This is a genomic window from Serratia marcescens (genome assembly GCF_001902635.1).
In the GTDB taxonomy this organism is placed as follows: Bacteria; Pseudomonadota; Gammaproteobacteria; order Enterobacterales; family Enterobacteriaceae; genus Serratia; species Serratia marcescens_F.
In genome coordinates, this window is sequence record NZ_MJAO01000012.1 from 54,439 (window position 1) to 72,067 (window position 17,629).

At 59.7% G+C, this 17,629-nt stretch carries 14 protein-coding genes and 6 tRNA genes; 8 read left to right on the top strand and 12 right to left on the bottom strand.

Going from position 1 to position 17,629, the window contains the following annotated elements:
• Positions 1 to 192 precede the first annotated feature (192 nt).
• The 5 genes from fepB to BHU62_RS13525 form a co-directional block, all read right to left on the bottom strand.
• Positions 193 to 1,200 carry a Fe2+-enterobactin ABC transporter substrate-binding protein gene (gene fepB, locus BHU62_RS13505; RefSeq protein ID WP_073532473.1) on the bottom strand — a complete coding sequence of 336 codons (1,008 nt, stop codon included), beginning with the start codon at positions 1,198 to 1,200 and terminating at the stop codon, positions 193 to 195.
• 201 nt (positions 1,201 to 1,401) lie between these two features.
• Positions 1,402 to 1,477: transfer RNA gene (locus tag BHU62_RS13510), tRNA-Lys, on the bottom strand.
• Between the two features lie 7 nt (positions 1,478 to 1,484).
• Positions 1,485 to 1,560 (bottom strand) — tRNA-Val (locus tag BHU62_RS13515).
• 39 nt (positions 1,561 to 1,599) lie between these two features.
• A tRNA-Val gene (locus BHU62_RS13520) sits at positions 1,600 to 1,675 on the bottom strand.
• A 29-nt stretch (positions 1,676 to 1,704) separates the two neighbouring features.
• Positions 1,705 to 1,780: transfer RNA gene (locus BHU62_RS13525), tRNA-Val, on the bottom strand.
• Positions 1,781 to 2,074: 294 nt separating this feature from the next.
• Between BHU62_RS13525 and gltX the strand changes: the two genes are divergently transcribed.
• Complete coding sequence (gene gltX / locus BHU62_RS13530; RefSeq protein ID WP_073532474.1) at positions 2,075 to 3,490, top strand: glutamate--tRNA ligase; 1,416 nt, start codon at positions 2,075 to 2,077, stop codon at positions 3,488 to 3,490.
• Positions 3,491 to 3,827: 337 nt separating this feature from the next.
• Here the strand turns inward: gltX and BHU62_RS13535 are convergent, their stop codons facing one another.
• Positions 3,828 to 4,613 (bottom strand): formate/nitrite transporter family protein, encoded by a 786-nt coding sequence (locus BHU62_RS13535; RefSeq protein WP_073532475.1) that lies wholly within the window; start codon positions 4,611 to 4,613, stop codon positions 3,828 to 3,830.
• A gap of 307 nt (positions 4,614 to 4,920) precedes the next feature.
• On the opposite strand from BHU62_RS13535, the gene BHU62_RS13540 reads away from it, so the two are divergent.
• Positions 4,921 to 4,996, top strand: a tRNA-Ala gene (locus tag BHU62_RS13540).
• A 60-nt stretch (positions 4,997 to 5,056) separates the two neighbouring features.
• Positions 5,057 to 5,132, top strand: a tRNA-Ala gene (locus BHU62_RS13545).
• A gap of 118 nt (positions 5,133 to 5,250) precedes the next feature.
• Here the strand turns inward: BHU62_RS13545 and BHU62_RS13550 are convergent.
• Positions 5,251 to 6,438, bottom strand: coding sequence for a NupC/NupG family nucleoside CNT transporter (locus tag BHU62_RS13550; RefSeq protein ID WP_073532476.1), 1,188 nt, complete (start codon positions 6,436 to 6,438; stop codon positions 5,251 to 5,253).
• 377 nt (positions 6,439 to 6,815) lie between these two features.
• Between BHU62_RS13550 and BHU62_RS13555 the strand changes: the two genes are divergently transcribed.
• On the top strand, positions 6,816 to 8,051 hold the full coding sequence (locus BHU62_RS13555; RefSeq protein WP_073532477.1) for an Nramp family divalent metal transporter: 1,236 nt from the start codon (positions 6,816 to 6,818) through the stop codon (positions 8,049 to 8,051).
• 42 nt (positions 8,052 to 8,093) lie between these two features.
• On the opposite strand, the gene BHU62_RS13560 is transcribed toward BHU62_RS13555, so the two are convergent.
• Together BHU62_RS13560 and BHU62_RS13565 are read right to left on the bottom strand one after the other, a co-directional pair.
• Positions 8,094 to 8,504, bottom strand: coding sequence for a DUF2502 domain-containing protein (locus BHU62_RS13560; protein WP_073532478.1), 411 nt, complete (start codon positions 8,502 to 8,504; stop codon positions 8,094 to 8,096).
• 223 nt (positions 8,505 to 8,727) lie between these two features.
• Positions 8,728 to 9,717 (bottom strand): aldo/keto reductase, encoded by a 990-nt coding sequence (locus BHU62_RS13565; protein WP_073532479.1) that lies wholly within the window; start codon positions 9,715 to 9,717, stop codon positions 8,728 to 8,730.
• Positions 9,718 to 9,910: 193 nt separating this feature from the next.
• Here BHU62_RS13565 and BHU62_RS13570 point away from each other — a divergent pair, with 193 nt between their 5' ends.
• Positions 9,911 to 11,572: an alpha-keto acid decarboxylase family protein gene (locus tag BHU62_RS13570; RefSeq protein ID WP_073532569.1), complete on the top strand. Its 1,662-nt coding sequence runs from the start codon at positions 9,911 to 9,913 to the stop codon at positions 11,570 to 11,572.
• Here BHU62_RS13570 and BHU62_RS13575 read toward each other — a convergent pair.
• Positions 11,569 to 12,438: a LysR family transcriptional regulator gene (locus BHU62_RS13575; RefSeq protein WP_073532480.1), complete on the bottom strand. Its 870-nt coding sequence runs from the start codon at positions 12,436 to 12,438 to the stop codon at positions 11,569 to 11,571. The genes BHU62_RS13570 and BHU62_RS13575 overlap by 4 nt on opposite strands.
• A gap of 98 nt (positions 12,439 to 12,536) precedes the next feature.
• Here BHU62_RS13575 and BHU62_RS13580 point away from each other — a divergent pair, with 98 nt between their 5' ends.
• Positions 12,537 to 12,989 carry a multidrug/biocide efflux PACE transporter gene (locus tag BHU62_RS13580; RefSeq protein ID WP_073532481.1) on the top strand — a complete coding sequence of 151 codons (453 nt, stop codon included), beginning with the start codon at positions 12,537 to 12,539 and terminating at the stop codon, positions 12,987 to 12,989.
• Between the two features lie 67 nt (positions 12,990 to 13,056).
• A complete protein-coding gene (locus BHU62_RS13585; RefSeq protein WP_073532482.1) occupies positions 13,057 to 13,749 on the top strand; it encodes an aspartate/glutamate racemase family protein in 693 nt (230 codons plus the stop codon).
• Here BHU62_RS13585 and BHU62_RS13590 read toward each other — a convergent pair.
• Complete coding sequence (locus BHU62_RS13590; protein ID WP_073532483.1) at positions 13,746 to 14,993, bottom strand: ion channel protein; 1,248 nt, start codon at positions 14,991 to 14,993, stop codon at positions 13,746 to 13,748. The two genes, BHU62_RS13585 and BHU62_RS13590, sit on opposite strands and share 4 nt — an antisense overlap.
• A 310-nt stretch (positions 14,994 to 15,303) precedes the next feature.
• On the opposite strand from BHU62_RS13590, the gene glk reads away from it, so the two are divergent.
• Positions 15,304 to 16,266, top strand: coding sequence for a glucokinase (gene glk / locus BHU62_RS13595; protein ID WP_073532484.1), 963 nt, complete (start codon positions 15,304 to 15,306; stop codon positions 16,264 to 16,266).
• A 70-nt stretch (positions 16,267 to 16,336) separates the two neighbouring features.
• Here the strand turns inward: glk and BHU62_RS13600 are convergent, their stop codons facing one another.
• Positions 16,337 to 17,566, bottom strand: a complete 1,230-nt coding sequence (locus BHU62_RS13600) for an OFA family MFS transporter (RefSeq protein ID WP_073532485.1) — start codon at positions 17,564 to 17,566, stop codon at positions 16,337 to 16,339.
• Between the last annotated feature and the right edge of the window lie 63 nt (positions 17,567 to 17,629).

Sequence of the window (17,629 nt, forward strand, 5' to 3'; positions counted from 1 at the left end):
TTATTCTCATTGCTATTTGCGTTTGTGAAAGGCGCCATAGTAGCACGGGTTTACGCCTGCTTGCATCCGTCGACTCGGCGGCATTTCGCATTCATAAGATTGATAACTATTGATATTTCAATTGCCCGAATGTGATGGCAAGGCCCTGTTGCTGGAAAAGTCGGCAGGGTTATCGCCTGCCGACGGTGGGGATCAGGGCTTTTTGAACAGTTGCTCGATCCGGTTCAGCATGTTGGTGGCGCTGTAATAGTCGAGGCGGAAGGTGTCGTTGCCGACGGCATAGACGTGCCGTTGTTCCACCGGTTCCAAATGCTTGAGGAACGGGTTGGCCAGCAGCTCCTGTACTTTGCGATCGTCGGTGGCGAACAGGATCAGCGTTTTGCCGTTCAGGCCTTCGGCCATTTTCTCGCCGGAGATCTGCGTGATGTCATAGCGTTTACCCATGCTGGCGTTGCCTTTGGCGCTTTCCGGCGGGGTGGCCAGCTGGAAGCCGAGCTGGGTCAGCAGTTTGCCCTGGGGGGAACCCGGTGTCCACAGCATGGCTTCACGGCCGTTGTCGGCATACACCAACGGGGTGGTCGGCTGTGGCGGCAGAGTAATGGCTTGCTTCACCTGCTCCACCCGCTGTTCGAAACGTGCTTCCGCCTGTTTGGCGCCTTCTTCATGACCGGTGATTTCACCGAGATCGCTGGCCAATTGTTGCCAGCTCTTGTCGCCATAATCGAGCACCAGCGTCGGCGCAATGGCCGACAGCTGGTCATAGAGTTTCAGCGCCGAATCACCGCCGGTGGCGGCAACGACGATGAGATCCGGCGCCGCGGCGGCGACGGCTTCGGCATTGGGTTCAACCTGGTACAGCCGCTCGACGTGGCGCTGTTTGGCGACTTCGCCCCACTGATTAAAGAAGCCTTGCTTATCGGCCACCAGGGGATTCTGACTGGTGGCGCCGCTGGCGACCACCGGAGCGTCGATAGCCAGCAACGTGCCGGTGATGGTGACGCTGGTGGAGACGATGCGCTGCGGCGGTTTTTCCAACGTAAACGGCCCTTTGGCGCTTTCGATGGTGCGCGGCCAGCTGCCGTCGGCTGCGGGGGCGGCCGGTTTCTGGCTTTCGGTGTTATCGTCCGGGCCGCAGCCGCTGAGCAGCAAGGTGGTAGCGGCAATGAATGAAATGAACAGCTGACGTAAGGATAGGGTCATGAGCGGGCTCTTTCTTTCCTTGAACTAAGGCATATCAATCCGACGACGGATTGGCCACGTGGCGTTTGCTCGTTAATTTACCATTCACCAGGCAAAAATGATAACCATTCGTATCTCAGCGGGTGGTGAAGGGGGAATAAAGAAGAAGGGAAAGTGAACGGCAGAAACGAAAAAAGCGCCAAAAGGCGCTTTTCTCTGAATTGGTGGGTCGTGCAGGATTCGAACCTGCGACCAATTGATTAAAAGTCAACTGCTCTACCAACTGAGCTAACGACCCGCAGAAGTGGTGGGTGATGACGGGCTCGAACCGCCGACCCCCTCCGTGTAAAGGAGATGCTCTACCAACTGAGCTAATCACCCACTTCAGGACTTCCAGGTTACTGCTAAACGAGAGAATGATGGTGGGTGATGACGGGCTCGAACCGCCGACCCCCTCCGTGTAAAGGAGATGCTCTACCAACTGAGCTAATCACCCTCATTCGTTCTCATTTTTTCTCAACAAGATGGTGGGCGATGACGGGCTCGAACCGCCGACCCCCTCCGTGTAAAGGAGATGCTCTACCAACTGAGCTAATCGCCCCGTCTTGTTGGAGTCGCATTATAGGGATAGTTCAAAGTGAGTCAACGGTTTTTAAAATGATTTCAATCGTTCGCCGCAAATTTAGGCAGGGCGCGATAATTATCGCCAGCGGCGCCGATTCTTTGCGCAACGTTATGCGGAACTCGCCGCAAAACGCGCGAAATCGCCCGGCGCAATATCGTGTCGGCGTTGAGGAATTAGCGCGTGGTGATACAATGTCGTCCACTCTTTTTTCAATTCCGAGCAATCGTCGGCAACCGCCGACACGCGTTGCGTAATAAGGCAGTGAACCCAATGAAAATCAAAACCCGTTTTGCACCGAGCCCGACCGGCTATCTTCACGTCGGCGGCGCGCGTACCGCACTTTATTCCTGGTTGTTCAGCCGCCATGCCGGCGGTGAGTTCGTTCTGCGTATCGAAGATACCGATCTGGAACGCTCCACTCAGGACGCGATCGACGCAATTATGGATGGCATGAACTGGTTGAACCTGGATTGGGATGAAGGCCCGTATTTCCAGACCAAGCGTTTCGATCGCTACAACGCGGTCATCGACGAAATGCTGGAGCAGGGCACCGCCTATAAATGTTATTGCTCCAAGGAACGTCTGGAAGCGCTGCGCGAGAAGCAGATGGAAAACGGCGAGAAGCCGCGTTACGACGGCCACTGCCGCGACAGCCAATGCAGCCACACCGACGACGAACCGCACGTGGTGCGCTTCCGCAACCCGCAGGAAGGCTCGGTGATCTTCGACGACAAAATTCGTGGCCCGATCGAATTCAGCAACCAGGAACTGGACGATCTGATCATCCGCCGCACCGACGGTTCGCCAACCTATAACTTCTGCGTCGTCGTCGACGACTGGGACATGGAAATCACCCATGTGATCCGCGGTGAAGACCACATCAACAACACCCCGCGCCAGATCAACATTCTGAAAGCGCTGGGCGCGCCGGTGCCGGAATACGCGCACGTATCGATGATCCTCGGCGACGACGGTAAAAAGCTGTCCAAGCGTCACGGCGCCGTGGGCGTCATGCAGTACCGCGACGACGGCTATCTGCCGCAGGCGCTGCTGAACTACCTGGTGCGTCTGGGCTGGTCCCACGGCGATCAGGAGATCTTCTCCATCGATGAGATGAAAGAGTTCTTCACGCTGGAAGCGATCAACAAATCCGCCAGCGCGTTCAACACTGAGAAGCTGCAGTGGCTGAACCACCACTACATCAACCATATGCCGGCGGAAGAAGTGGCGGTGCATCTGGCATGGCACGTTGAGCAACTGGGCCTTGAAACCCGCAACGGCCCGGAACTGAAGGACATCGTCAAGCTGCTGGGCGAGCGCTGCAAAACGCTGAAAGAGATGGCGGAGTCTTGCCGTTACTTCTACGAAGACTTCAGCGAGTTCGATGCCGACGCCGCCAAGAAGCACCTGCGCCCGGTTGCGCGTCAGCCGCTGGAAGCGGTGCGCGCCAAGCTGGCCGCTATCACCGTCTGGACGCCGGAAAATGTGCACGACGCCATTCAGGGCACGGCGGATGAGCTGGGCGTCGGCATGGGTAAAGTCGGCATGCCGCTGCGCGTCGCGGTGACCGGCGCCGGTCAGTCGCCGGGTATGGACGTGACCGTGCAGGCGATCGGCCAGAAGCGTTCGCTGCAGCGCATCGACATGGCGCTGGCTTACATCGCCGAGCGCGAAGCGCAAGCCTGATTCGCTGATACGCCATAAAGAAAAAGCCCCGAGGAGTGATCCCGCAATGCCGGTCAGTTAAGCCTGACCGGCATTTTTTTATCCCGTCTCTGTACGCGCCGTGCAAGAGGAATTGCCGTCAATATCCCGCATTTCTCCGATGCCGTAGTGAACGGCAATTGTCGGGGACGAAGGCGCGCCCCCGACACCCGCGCCTACGGCCCCTGGCTCGGTCGAGGCGCGTGAGCCGCATGGCGCACCTCGCCTTTATCGACTGAAAACGTCACGAACGTCTGCAGAAAAATGCTAACTGACCAGCATTAGTGGAGCGATCCGGGGCTTTTTTCATCGCTCTCTGTCAGGCTTGTTCGCCGGCCGGCAAACCTGGGCGGTAGGCGAGGAAGTACATCAATCCGACAAAACCGGCGCCGCCCAGCGCGTTGCCGAGAAATACCGCGGCGAAATTGGGCAGATACTGCTCCCAGCTCATGCCGCCGGCAAAGATGGCCGCCGGGATGATGAACATGTTCGCCACCACGTGTTGGAAGCCGATGGCGACAAAAGCCATCACCGGGAACCACATGCCGATCACTTTGCCCGGCACGTCCCTGCTGGCGAAGGCTAGCCACACCGCCAGGCATACCAGCCAGTTGCAGCCGACGCCGGAAATGAAGGCGTGCAGGAAGTCCGCATCCACTTTGGCCTGCGCGATCGCCAGCGTCTTATGCAAAAACGCGCCTTCGGTCAGGCCCAGCAGATGGCCGAAGAAGTAGGCGACGGCCACGCTGCCGGCGAAGTTGGCCAGGGTGACCCAAAACCAGTTGCGCAGCACGGCGACGGCGGGGATTTCGCGGGCAAACCAGGCCATCGGTAAGGTCATCATGTTGCCGGTCAGCAGTTCGCCGCCGGCCAGAATGGTCAGGATCAGGCCGATAGGGAAGACCGCAGCCCCCAACAGGGCGCCGAAAGAGCCCCATTCGGCCGGCAGGGTGCCGATGATGTGAATATCCAGCAGGAAGCCGGTGGCGATAAAGGCGCCGGCGAGAAAGCCCAGGATCAACAGGTTAGCGAGAGGTGCGCGGCTTTTGTTTACCCCGGCCTGAACGGCGAGGGCGGCGATTTCTTTTGGTGAATGCAAAGACATGACTGACTCGGTTTATCGTAATGAAGTTTATGGCGCGGGCAGTCTATGCCGCTCGGGAAGGCGACTCAAGCGCATTTCACTAACATTCCATTAATTAAAAATCAACGCGATATGCAGGGCTTTTGTCGTTTTGAGAAGTAGCGCGCAAAATGGATGAACTCTGCGCAAAGTGATGATTTTTTGGCGCCAAACATGCTGATTTGGCGGCTTTTTCAGCGCTTGATTCAGTAATTCAATTTAGCCGTTGACAGCTTTGAGTGGGTTTCATATTATGCGCCCCGTTCACAGCACAAAGTGATTGTGGAACGGGGCTATAGCTCAGCTGGGAGAGCGCTTGCATGGCATGCAAGAGGTCGACGGTTCGATCCCGTCTAGCTCCACCAACCTTCTTCTCAGAGCGGTTGGGGAATACCGTAACGCCGGTTAATGCGTACCACTTTTGTGGGGCTATAGCTCAGCTGGGAGAGCGCTTGCATGGCATGCAAGAGGTCGACGGTTCGATCCCGTCTAGCTCCACCACCATTTGAAAAGCCGACCTTAGGGTCGGCTTTTTGCTTTTCGTTATTTCACCTTCGCCGAATGCCGGCCAATAAAAAAGGCGCCCGCAGGCGCCTTGTTATCACAGTCGGTTCGAGGTTTAACCCAGTACCAGGCCCGCGATGGAAGCGGACAGGATGCTGACCAGCGTAGAGCCGTACACCAGCTTCAGACCAAAGCGCGACACCACGTTGCCCTGGTGTTCGTTCAGGCCCTTGATCGCACCGGCCACGATGCCGATGGAGGAGAAGTTGGCGAAGGACACCAGGAACACCGACAGAATGCCCAGGCTGCGCGGCGACAGCTCGGCGGAGACTTTCTGCAACTCCATCATCGCCACGAATTCGTTGGAAACCAGCTTGGTGGCCATGATACTGCCGACCTGCAGGGCTTCGTGCTTAGGAATACCCATGATCCAGGCGAACGGATAGAAGAAGTAGCCGAGGATTTCCTGGAAGCTCAGGCCGAAGATGGCGCTGAACAGGCCGTTGAGCGCGGCGATCAGGGCGATGAAACCGATCAGCATGGCGGCAACGATAATCGCTACTTTAAAGCCGGCCAAGATGTATTCACCCAACATTTCGAAGAAGCTCTGGCCTTCGTGCAGGTTGCCCAGGTGCAGCTCTTCTTCTTTATTGGTGTCGTAAGGGTTAACCAGAGACAGCACGATAAAGGTGCTGAACATGTTCAGTACCAGCGCCGCCACCACGAACTTGGCGTCCAGCATCGTCATGTAAGCGCCGACGATGGACATGGAAACCGTGGACATCGCGGTTGCCGCCATGGTGTACATGCGCTTTTCCGACATCTTGCCCAGGATATCCTTATAGGCGATGAAGTTTTCGGATTGGCCAAGGATCAGCGAGCTGACGGCGTTGAACGACTCCAGCTTGCCCATGCCGTTCACTTTCGACAGCACGGTACCGATAATGCGGATGATGAATGGCAGCACCTTGATGTACTGCAGAATGCCGATCAGCGCCGAAATGAAGACGATTGGACACAGCACTTTCAGGAAGAAGAACGCCAGGCCTTTGTCGCCCATGCCGCCGAATACGAAATCAGTCCCTTGTCCCGCAAACCCGAGCAGTTTGTCAAACAGCGCGGCGAATCCTTTTACGAAGCCTAAACCCGCTTCCGAATGCAGGAAAAAGTAGGCCAGCAGTACTTCGATAACCAGTAATTGAATAACATAGCGAATGCGGATGCTTTTGCGATCGCGGCACACCAACAGGGCCAGGATCGCCACCACCACTATCGCCAACGCAAAGTGCGCAATATGGGACATGTTTGCTCCAAATTTGAGGCAGGCTGAATTTCGGCTGTCATTTTATGTAACGCTACGTTTAAAAACGAGACTTCTATAGCAAATATAGAAAATCATAGTGGGAGTTCTCCTAAACTATTGCGCAAAAGCATAAAAAATCAAGATGTTAAAGCCGACATAGGAAATTCGTATTCTTGTGCTAACCTGTCTTTCAGGGGTATTGCAGCCAAAATCCCATCAGAAAAGCACGAAAGTCGGCAAGTTCCGCGCTGAACCCTTCGATAAAACCGTTAATGTTGGCTATTACAGAGATAAGTTTTACCGCTCTAAATGCGCTTGATAATTATTATCATTTATATAGAGTGGTGATAAACGTAATCTCAGTAAGGGTTCAACATATGCTGAACAGTCGCGTGGTTGAAACCACCTCCGGTCGCTCCGCCAGAAAAATCAAACTCTCGCTGATGGGGCCCGCCTTCATCGCCGCTATCGGCTATATCGACCCCGGCAACTTCGCCACCAACATCCAGGCCGGCGCCTCGTTCGGTTATAGCCTGCTGTGGGTGGTGGTCTGGGCCAACGTGATGGCGATGCTGATCCAACTGCTGTCCGCCAAACTGGGGATCGCCACCGGGAAAAACCTGGCCGAGCATATTCGCGACCGCTTTCCGCGGCCGGCGGTATGGGCCTATTGGGTGCAGGCGGAGATCATCGCCATGGCGACCGATCTGGCCGAATTTATCGGCGCGGCGATCGGTTTCAAGCTGCTGCTCGGCGTTTCCCTGTTACAGGGCGCGGTGCTGACCGGCATCGCCACCTTTTTAATTCTGATGCTGCAAAAGCGCGGGCAAAAGCCGCTGGAGCTGGTGATTGGCGGTCTGCTGCTGTTCGTCGCTGCCGCTTACATCGTCGAGCTGGCGTTTTCTCAGCCGCAGCTTGCGCCGCTGCTGAAGGGCATGGCGTTGCCCGACTTGCCTAACGGCGATGCGGTATTCCTGGCCGCCGGGGTACTGGGCGCCACCATCATGCCGCATGTGATCTACCTGCACTCATCGCTCACCCAAACCGGTGGCGAGCACGGCAAGGCGGAGCGCTATGCCGCCACCAAAGTCGACGTCGCCGTGGCCATGACCATCGCCGGTTTCGTCAATCTGGCGATGATGGCCACCGCCGCCGCCGCGTTTCATTTCAGCGGCCACAGCGGCATCGCCGATCTCGACGTGGCTTACCTGACGCTGCAACCGCTGCTCGGGCAAGCCGCTGCCACCGTGTTTGGCCTGAGCCTGGTGGCTGCCGGCCTCTCTTCCACCGTGGTGGGCACGCTGGCGGGGCAGGTGGTGATGCAGGGGTTCGTGCATTTCCATATTCCACTGTGGCTGCGGCGTGCCGTGACCATGCTGCCGTCGTTTATCGTCATCATGCTGGGGATGGACGCGACGCGCATTCTGGTGCTGAGCCAGGTGCTGCTCAGCTTCGGCATTGCGCTGGCGCTGGTGCCGCTACTGGCTTTCACCGGCAATCGAGCGCTGATGGGCGAGATGGTCAACGGCCCGCTGGTGCAAAACCTGGGCAAGCTGATCGTTCTGGTGGTGGTGGGATTGAACGGCTACCTGCTGATCGGCAGCGTGCTGTAAGCGAAAAAAAGAGCGGGCCGGCATTACGCCGGCCCGTCGTCGTTAATCGCGGTCGTCATCGCCGTGGCGGCGCCAGCGATCGCGGTCATGGTCGTGGTGGTGTTTTTTCTCTTTCTTCCAGTAATGCTTGTCGCAATGGCGATCGCACTTGTAATAGCGGTCATCGCGATAGTAGTAATATTTGCGCCAATAGTCGCCGTCGCGCCAGCGATAGCCGTCCCAGTAGTAGCCGCGCCGGCTGCGATCGCCGAGATAGCGGCCCTGATGGTCTTGCCACCAGTCGCGGTCGCGCCAGTCGTAACCATCCCAGTAGCGGCCGCGATTATCCTGATCGCCGATGCGCAATGAAACGCCCGGCATCAGATCGATGCTGATCCCTTCGGCGTGTGCCGGCTGTGCGGCGGGCAGCACCGTCGCCGCCAAGATGGCGGCCAAGAGCAGAGGTTTAAACATGACTTCTCCTTTCCGCTTGCGCGGCCTGGCCGGTTATCACTTTATGAAGCGCGTTCATCAGTTTAAAAAACGGCCTTATCGTTATTTTTGCTGCAATCTCGGCATCATAGCGCCGGCGCACAGGGTTGCATCAGAGAATAACTCTGAAAACGGCGCAGGAGAGCGAGATTTGAGATTTTTCTGGAGTGCCGCCGCTCGGCTGAGCGGCGGTATTTGTAAGCGATTACAGCAGAATGTGTTCGATTTGCGCAATCTCTTCCTCACTGAAGTGGCGATTGGCCAGCATGCCTACCGCATCTTCTATCTGCGCATTCTTGCTGGCGCCGATCAGCACCGAGGTGACGCGATCGCCGCGCAGCACCCAGGCCAGCGCCATTTGCGACAGCTTCTGCCCGCGTTGCCGCGCCAGCGCATCAAGGCGGCGCACCTTGTCCAGCCGTTCGGCGGTCAGCTGCTCCGGCTGCAGGAAGCGGCTGCCGCTGGCGGCGCGGGAATCCTGCGGAATACCGTGCAGGTAACGGTCGGTCAGCAGGCCGCCCGCCAGCGGCGAGAAGGCGATCGCTCCGACGCCATATGCCGCCAGCGTATCCAGCAACTCGGCCTCCGGCCCGCGTTCAAACATTGAATACTTGGGCTGATGGATCACGCACGGCGTGCCCAGCCGCTGCAAAATGTCGAACGCCTGCCGCGCACGCTCGGCCGGGTAGTTGGATAAGCCGACATACAGTGCCTTGCCTTGGCGCACCAACAGATCCAGCGCCGTCATGGTTTCTTCCAGCGGCGTGTCCGGGTCCGGCCGGTGGTGATAAAAGATGTCCACATACTCTAACCCCATGCGCTTCAGGCTCTGATCGAGGCTGGCGACCAGGTGCTTTTTCGATCCCCAGTCGCCGCAGGGGCCGGGCCACATGGTGTAGCCGGCTTTGGATGAGACGATCAGCTCGTCGCGCCAGGCCTGCAGATCGCTGCTGAGAATGCGGCCGAAGTTTTCCTCGGCGGCGCCGGGCGGCGGGCCATAGTTGTTGGCCAGATCGAAGTGGGTAATACCGCGATCGAAGGCGCAGCGGATCAGGTTGCGGGCGTTGTCGTACAGCGTGGCGTCGCCAAAGTTGTGCCACAGCCCGAGAGAAACGGCGGGTAGCTTCAGCCCGCTGCGGCCGCAACGCCGGTATTCCATATCCTGATAACGCGAGGGGGAGGCTTGGTAGGGCATAGTTATCCTTATCGGCGGGGGAGAGGAGGCGTGCTTTGAGTGTATGCGCTTTCACAGCGTGCCGCCGGGCGAGCGATCACAGCGCCGGCATGTAACGGCAGGTTGCCGATCGATGAGATAGCGATTGTTCGAAATTTGAACGGCATCTTCGATACTTAAAGATAATCCCCCCAGCTTCAGACAGGTGATGATCATGACTCAGTCCTACACGGTGGCCGATTATCTGCTCGATCGTCTGGCCCAGATCGGTATTCGTCACGTCTTCGGCGTGCCGGGGGATTACAACCTGCAATTCCTCGACCACGTCCTCGCTCATCCGCAAATTACCTGGGTAGGCTGCGCCAACGAGCTGAACGCCGCTTATGCCGCCGACGGCTACGCCCGCTGCAAGCCGGCGGCGGCGCTGCTCACTACCTTTGGCGTCGGGGAATTGAGCGCGCTGAACGGCGTGGCCGGCAGCTATGCCGAATACCTGCCGGTGATCCACGTGGTCGGCACGCCGGCGCAGCGCGCCCAACGCGCCGGCGATTTGCTGCATCATTCGCTGGGCGATGGCGACTTCGGCCACTTCGCCCGGATAGCCAAAGAGGTGACCGTCGCGCAGGCCAACCTGACCGCCGACAACGCCGCGGTGGAGATCGACCGTCTGATCGGCACTGCCTTGCTGGAACATCGTCCGGTTTATCTGATGCTGCCCAGCGACGTAGCGGAAGCACCGCTGTCGGCCAAACCGGCGCCGCTGATGCTGCGTCAGGCCAGGCTGTCGCGCAACGCATTGTCGGCGTTTCTCGTCGCGGCGCGCGAAAAGCTGCTGTCCGCGCGGCGGGTGTCGCTGCTGGCGGACTTTCTGGCCGATCGCTTCGGTGCCGAAGCAGAGCTGGATGAGTGGATGCGGGAGGTCGATATCCCACACGCCACTCTGTTGCTCGGCAAAGGCGTGCTGGATGAGAATCGCGCCGGTTTCGTTGGTACCTACTGCGGCGGCGCCAGCGATCCGGCGGTGAAACAGCTGATCGAAAACGCCGACGTGGTGATCAGCGTCGGCGTGCGCTTGACCGACACCATCACCGCCGGTTTCACGCATCATCTGCCGGTGGAAAAATGCATCGATATCCAGCCGTTCGAAGCCTGGGTCGGGCGGCAGCGTTTCAGCCGCATTCCGATGCGCGACGCGGTGCAGGCGCTGCACCGCCTGAGCTTGTCGCTGGCGTCGCGTTGGCCATTGCCGCCGATCGCCCGCCCGGCGTTGCCGGAAGCCACCGGAGAGGGGTTGGATCAGCACGCCTTCTGGCGGCAGATGCAGGATTTTCTGCGGCCGGGGGATATCGTGCTGGCCGATCAGGGCACCGCCTGTTTTGGCGCGGCGGTGCTGACGTTGCCGCGCGGCTGCCGGTTGATCGTGCAGTCCCTCTGGGGATCTATCGGCTATACCCTGCCGGCGACGTTTGGCGTACAGACCGCCGAACCGCAGCGCCGGGCGGTGCTGCTGATCGGCGACGGCGCCGCGCAGCTTACCGTACAGGAACTGGGATCGATGCTGCGCGACGGGCTTAAACCGGTGATCTTCGTGCTGAACAATCAGGGGTATACCGTCGAGCGTGCCATCCACGGGCCGGAGCAAAGTTATAACGACATCGCGCGGTGGAACTGGACGCAGCTGCCGCCGGCGCTGGCCGGCGAGCGGCCGGTGAAGGCGTTGCAGGTCAGTGACCCGGAAGGGTTGCGCCAGGCGCTGCTTGAGGTGGCGGACGGCGATCGGCTGGCCTTTATCGAAGTGATGCTGCCGAAGATGGACATTCCTGAACTACTCGATACCGTCTCGCGCGCCATTCAGGCGCGCAACGTCGCCGCTTAAAGCAGGGTATCGCCTAACAGGCGCTCCAACACCCAGAACCCCGCCGGGCCCGGCGGGGTGAGTTTTGACCACACCGCGTCCACCGAGATCATTTTCGGCCAGCCGCGCGGCCGCAGCTCGGTCAGCATGTTGTGGCCGTATTGTTGCACCAACCAGTGCGGCAGCACCGCCCAACCGAACCCCTGTTCAGCCATCTCCAGCAACAGCAGATAGCTGGGCGCCGACCACACCAGGCCGCCCTGTCTGGCCGCCTCGGCGCCGGAGTAGGTGTTCAGGATCAGCTGGCGGGTGCTGGACAACTGCTCCGGGGTCGGCGCGGCGACCTGCGCCAGCGGATGCTGATGGGCGACGAACAGCCCCATGTCGGTCTGCTCCGGCAAACGGGAGAAGGCGATATCCGGTGGGTAACTTTTCTGCACCTCCACCATGCCCAGGTGCGCGCGGCCGCTTTGCAACAGATCGATGACGTCGCCGTCTTCGGCGATCATCCATTCCAGCTCAATCTCTGGGTAGCGCTGTTCGAACAGCTGCATCAACCGATCGTGATGCTTGGGCTGGTAGGTATCGGAAAACACCATGCTCAGGCGCGGTTCAACCTCGCCCGCCAGCTGAATGCTCAGGGCATCGAGCCGTTCGCTGGCCGCGAGGATCGCCTGCACATGCCCCAGCACCTTGCGGCCGGCGGCGGTGAGCACCGGTTGGCGTGCGCTGCGATCGAACAGCGTCAGCGCCAGGTCGGCCTCCAGATTGGCGATTGCGGTGCTGATGGTGGATTGGCTTTTGCGCAGCTTGCGCGCGGCGGCGGAAAACGAGCCGAGGGCGGCGGCTTCGACAAACGCATGCAGCGCTTCCGGAGAATAGTGCATAACCTATCTACTTTATCGATGGAATCTATTTTTAACCTACCCGAAAAAACGATGATAATCACCTGGCTTTCGCAACAACTGTTGAAAAAAGGTGATGTATGCAACTGCAAAACAAGTCTTTCGTTGAACGTATCGTCCATGCCGTTGGTTTCGAGGCCATTGCCGTGATGATTTGCGCCCCGTTGGGCGCGTGGCTGCTGAATCGCTCTATGGTGCAGGTCGGTGCGTTGGCGGTGATGCTGTCCACCGTCGCTATGGTTTGGAACATGGTGTACAACACGGTGTTCGACCGCCTGTGGCCGGTCAGCCGGGTGGCCCGTAATCTGAAAGTGCGTGCGCTGCACGCCGTCGGTTTTGAAGCCGGTTTTATCCTGATCGGCGTGCCGATCGCCGCCTGGATGCTGAGCATTTCTTGGGCGCAGGCCTTTATGCTGGAGATCGGTTTCTTCCTGTTCTTCCTGCCGTACACCATGGCCTATAACTGGGTGTACGACACGCTGCGCCAGCGCTGGTTCGACGCGCGCCAGCCGATCAATTCCACCGCCAAATAAGGCGTCGTCAGCCCGGCGATTCTCAGGTAAGGTCAGAGGATCGTCGGAGAATGCTGAGGAAGTAAAAATGAAAGTGTTGGGCTTGCTGGGCGGCATGAGCTGGGAATCCACCATTCCTTATTACCGCACCATCAACGAGCAGGTAAAGGCGCGCCTCGGTGGGCTGCATTCGGCCAAAATCGTGCTCTATAGCGTTGATTTTCAAGAGATTGAGCGGTTGCAGCACCAGGGTGATTGGGATGGCGCCGGCCGGGTGCTGGCGGCCGCCGCGGTGGCTTTACGCGCAGCCGGCGCCGAAGCTATCGTGATCTGCACCAACACTATGCACAAGGTGGCGGAGGCGGTCGAGCAGGCCAGCGGCCTGCCGCTGATCCACATCGCCGACGCCACGGCGCTGCAGGTGAGGGAAAAAAATATCCGCCGTGTTGGGCTGTTGGGCACGCGCTTTACCATGGAGCAGACCTTCTATCGTGGCCGCCTGCAGGAAATGCACGGCATCGAAGTGGTGACGCCGGTCAGCGCCGATCGTGACATCGTGCACCGGATTATCTATGACGAACTGTGCCTCGGTAAGATTCGCGACGCCTCGCGCGACGAGTATCGCCGTATCATCAGCGATCTGGAGCAGCAGGGAGTGCAGGGGATCATTTTCGGCTGCACCGAAATCGGATTGCTGGTGAGCGAGCGCGATGCGTCGGTGCCGGTGTTCGACACCACCGCGATCCACGCCCGTGCCGCTGCGGCATTCGCGCTGGCCTAATCGTCGTGCGGTGGCCGCCGGTGGTTCACCAGCATCAGTGGTTTGCCCGCCAGTGCCAGCCAGGCGGGCAGCATCACGATGCACAATACCGGTAATAGGTGCAGATCCGGCACCACTGCCACCGCCATAAACAGGCTGAGCCAGCCGTCGCGCGTGACCACCAGCACCAGTCCCATGATGGCGCAGGAGACGGTGATCGCCGCGGGTACCGCCGGAACGTGCTGATGCAGCATCAGCCCCAGCGCCACGCCGACGAACACCGCCGGGAAGATACGCCCGCCGCGAAAACCGCAGGCGGCGGCGATCACCAGCGCCGCCAGTTTGGTCAGGGTAATGGTCAACAGCGCCGGCACCGAATAGCCGTCGTCTTGCGCCAGGCGCTTCATCTCATCCAGCCCTTTGAACAGGGTAATCTCCCCGCCGAACAGCGCCAACAGGCCCAGTACAAAGCCGCCCAGCCCCAGCATCAGTACCGGGTTCTTCATTGAATGGAACAGGCGGTGAACGTGCGGGAAGCACCACAGCGCGACCATACCGAGCGCAATGGCGATCAGCGCCACGATGGCGCCGCTGAAGATGTCCGGCAGCCGCGTCACGTCGTAGGCGTCGAGTTGCAGGGCGAAGTTGGGCACGAAGAACATTTGGGTGGTGACTGCACCGGCGGCGGCGGCCACCAACGGGGCGAACAGCCGATCCCACAGCGGCGTTTCGTTATTGCCCGCCAGGGTTTGCGAGAAGATCAGCGCGGCGGCGACCGGGGTGCCGAACATCGCGCCGATGGTGCCCGCGGCCGCCAGTATGATCCAGTCCATGCGCGGCACCTTCGGCAGCAGGCGTGCACCGGCGGCTGCCACCAGGGCGATATTGATGGCGGTGATCGGGTTTTCCGGCCCCAGGCTGACGCCGCCGGCCAGGCCGACGATCAGCGCCAGCCCCAAACCCGGCAGGGCGGAGAGCGGCAGCGGCATGCCGATCAGCGATTCCGTCGCCGGATCCGGCCCGGCGTGGCCCGGCATATAGCGCACAATCAGGCCGACCGCCACGCCGGTCAGCGTCAGAATACCGATCGGCCACCAGGGCGACTGGGCGTCCAGGCTCAGCGTATCGGGCAGCGTCACCCACAGCCATTGCTGCAGCACGGCGGCGACTTTCATCACCAACAGCAGCACCAGACTGGAAGCGGAACCGATAATCAGCGCAGGCAAAGCAAAGGCCAACATGGCATTGGCGCGCGGATGCAGCATGGATAATCCCTTGTCGATGCCTCCATGCAGGGCAGGGAGAGCGGGTGGTTGGGCAGTGGCCACAGCTTGCCAGACTATCGGCGCGCAGGCACGCATTGATATTGCCCGGCGTCGATGACGGTTAACAGTCGCCGGGGGGCGTTTTTTGCCGCAATTTGTTTCAAAGCGCGGCGTCGCGGGCAAGCTGAAACGTTTTTTGTGATCCGGATCGCTATTGGGGCGCAGATCCGAGGCGGGTGATTGTTGTTTTTGCAGCAGGATTTTACAGTGTGGGCAGCTTTTTATTTTTCATTTTGCGGAGACGAAATCAATGACCTATGCCCTCGTAGGTGATGTTGGCGGCACTAATGCCCGCCTGGCGCTGTGCACTGTTGCGACGGGTGAGATTACCCAGGCGAAAACCTATTCCGGCCTGGAGTTCGACAGCTTGGAGGCGGTGATCCGCCAGTATCTGAAAGAGTGCGATATCCAGGTGCAGGACGCCTGCATTGCGATCGCTTGCCCGGTGACTGAAGACTGGGTGGCGATGACCAACCACAGCTGGGCGTTCTCGATCAAAGCGATGAAGGCCAGCCTGGGGCTGAGCCACCTGGAAGTGATCAACGATTTTACCGCCGTATCGATGGCGATCCCGATGCTCTCGCCGGACGACGTGCTGCAGTTTGGCGGTGGCGATGCGCAGCCGGGCAAACCGATCGCGGTGTACGGCGCCGGCACCGGGTTGGGCGTCGCCCACCTGGTGCACGTCGATCGCCGCTGGGTTAGCCTGCCGGGCGAGGGCGGCCATGTCGATTTCGCGCCGAACAGCGAAGAAGAAGACAGCATCCTGGCGGTGTTGCGTGCTGAAGTGGGGCACGTTTCCGCCGAGCGCGTGCTGTCCGGGCCGGGCCTGGTCAACCTGTATCGCGCTATCGTCAAGGCGGACAACCGCCTGCCGGAGAAATTGGAGCCGAAGGATATTACCGAGCGGGCACTGGCCGACAGCTGCATCGACTGCCGCCGCGCGCTGTCGCTGTTTTGCGTGATCATGGGGCGCTTCGGCGGCAACCTGGCGCTGAATCTGGGCACCTTTGGCGGCGTGTACATCGCCGGCGGCATCGTGCCGCGCTTTATGGAATTCTTCAAGGCTTCGGGTTTCCGCGCCGCCTTCGAAGACAAAGGGCGCTTCCGCGATTATGTGCGCGATATCCCGGTGTTTATGATCGCTCACGGCCAGCCGGGCCTGTTGGGTGCCGGCGCGCATCTGCGCCAGACGCTGGGCATGCATCTGTAAGCGCTGCGGTAAGGCAATAAAAAAAGGGGCGCAACCCGTGGGTTGCGCCCCTTGTCGTTTTTGCGGGGGATCAGGCTTTGGCCAGCTCCGCCGTCTGTGCGGCGTCTTCCGTTTCCGCTTCCACCGCCTTCGGCGCTTTGATGAACAGCGTAATCAGCAGAGAAGCGGCGGACAGGACGCCAATCACCATGAAGGTGGCGTGGAAGCCGCCGAAGTATTTGGCGACGAACGAACCGGCCAGCGCACCCAGACCGAAGCCCTGGTAGATGATGCCGTAGTTCTTGCTGTGGTTTTTCAGGCCGAAGAAGTCGCCGACAATCGCCGGGAATACGGTGATGTTACCGCCGAAGCAGAAGGCCACCGCGCCGACGCAGATGAAGAACAGCGTGTGGTTCAGGGTCAGGCAGCTCAGCGCGACAATCGCCAGCACGGTAACCAACATGGTGAAGCTGATGACGCGCATGCGGCCCACTTTATCGGACAGCGTGCCCAGGATGATGCGGCCGGCGGTGTTGAAGATGGCGACGGCGGACACGGTGTTGGCGGCGGTGGCCAAATCCATCCCGGCCAGCTGAACGCCCATGTCTTTCACGATGCCGATCAGGTACAGACCGCTCATGCAGGCCGCGAAGAAGATGGTGAACAGCAGGTAAGCTTCTTTGGTGGCCAGCATCTGGCGCACGCTGAAGTCGTTGCCCAGACCGTTGGCGCCTGGCTGTGCGGCGTGGGTCGCCAGTACCGGCTCTTTCAGCAGCAGTGAACCGACGACGATCAGGCCCATCACGATGGCGCCCCAGTAGAAGAAGGCGCCGGAAACGCCGACGTCGGCGATCAATGCGGCGTTGACGTATTTGAACAGCAGGCTGCCGCTGCCGAAGGCGCCGACGGAGATGCCGGAAATCAGGCCCTTGTTGGCCGGGAACCACTTAATCAGGTTGGACAGGGTAGAGATGTAGGCGATGCCGACCGCAAAGCCCACCACCACGCCGGCCAGCAGGTAGATCATGTCGAGCGAGCTGACGTGGGCACTGGCGATAAGACCCAGGCCGACCAGAATGCCGGAACACAGCGTCAGATTGCGGATGCCGAAGCGTTCTTGCAGTTTGCCGGCGAACAGCGTGGCGAAGGCCAGGAAGAAGCTGGTGATGGAGAAGGTGGTGGCGACGTCCGCCAAACCCCAGTGGAACTTGTCGACCAGCGGCTGGTTGAACAGGCTCCAGGTGTAGATGGTGCCCAGACCCATCTGACAGATGATGGTGCCGAGAACGATTAAGCTGCGATTTGCCGGTTTGGTGTTCATGGCCGGTCTCCTTCCTGTGTGTGCGTTGCCGGGCGTGAGCCGCTGGCTGAAATTTGCGGGGTG

Coding starts and splice junctions, on each gene's coding strand:
- BHU62_RS13580 (WP_073532481.1), top strand. CDS start 12,537: ATGCAACTGCAAAACAAGTCTTTCGTTGAACGTATCGTCCATGCCGTT.
- BHU62_RS13570 (WP_073532569.1), top strand. CDS start 9,911: ATGACTCAGTCCTACACGGTGGCCGATTATCTGCTCGATCGTCTGGCC.
- BHU62_RS13590 (WP_073532483.1), bottom strand. CDS start 14,993: ATGCTGCATCCGCGCGCCAATGCCATGTTGGCCTTTGCTTTGCCTGCG.
- BHU62_RS13560 (WP_073532478.1), bottom strand. CDS start 8,504: ATGTTTAAACCTCTGCTCTTGGCCGCCATCTTGGCGGCGACGGTGCTG.
- BHU62_RS13585 (WP_073532482.1), top strand. CDS start 13,057: ATGAAAGTGTTGGGCTTGCTGGGCGGCATGAGCTGGGAATCCACCATT.
- BHU62_RS13555 (WP_073532477.1), top strand. CDS start 6,816: ATGCTGAACAGTCGCGTGGTTGAAACCACCTCCGGTCGCTCCGCCAGA.
- fepB (WP_073532473.1), bottom strand. CDS start 1,200: ATGACCCTATCCTTACGTCAGCTGTTCATTTCATTCATTGCCGCTACC.
- BHU62_RS13550 (WP_073532476.1), bottom strand. CDS start 6,438: ATGTCCCATATTGCGCACTTTGCGTTGGCGATAGTGGTGGTGGCGATC.
- BHU62_RS13565 (WP_073532479.1), bottom strand. CDS start 9,717: ATGCCCTACCAAGCCTCCCCCTCGCGTTATCAGGATATGGAATACCGG.
- BHU62_RS13575 (WP_073532480.1), bottom strand. CDS start 12,438: ATGCACTATTCTCCGGAAGCGCTGCATGCGTTTGTCGAAGCCGCCGCC.
- BHU62_RS13535 (WP_073532475.1), bottom strand. CDS start 4,613: ATGTCTTTGCATTCACCAAAAGAAATCGCCGCCCTCGCCGTTCAGGCC.
- glk (WP_073532484.1), top strand. CDS start 15,304: ATGACCTATGCCCTCGTAGGTGATGTTGGCGGCACTAATGCCCGCCTG.
- gltX (WP_073532474.1), top strand. CDS start 2,075: ATGAAAATCAAAACCCGTTTTGCACCGAGCCCGACCGGCTATCTTCAC.
- BHU62_RS13600 (WP_073532485.1), bottom strand. CDS start 17,566: ATGAACACCAAACCGGCAAATCGCAGCTTAATCGTTCTCGGCACCATC.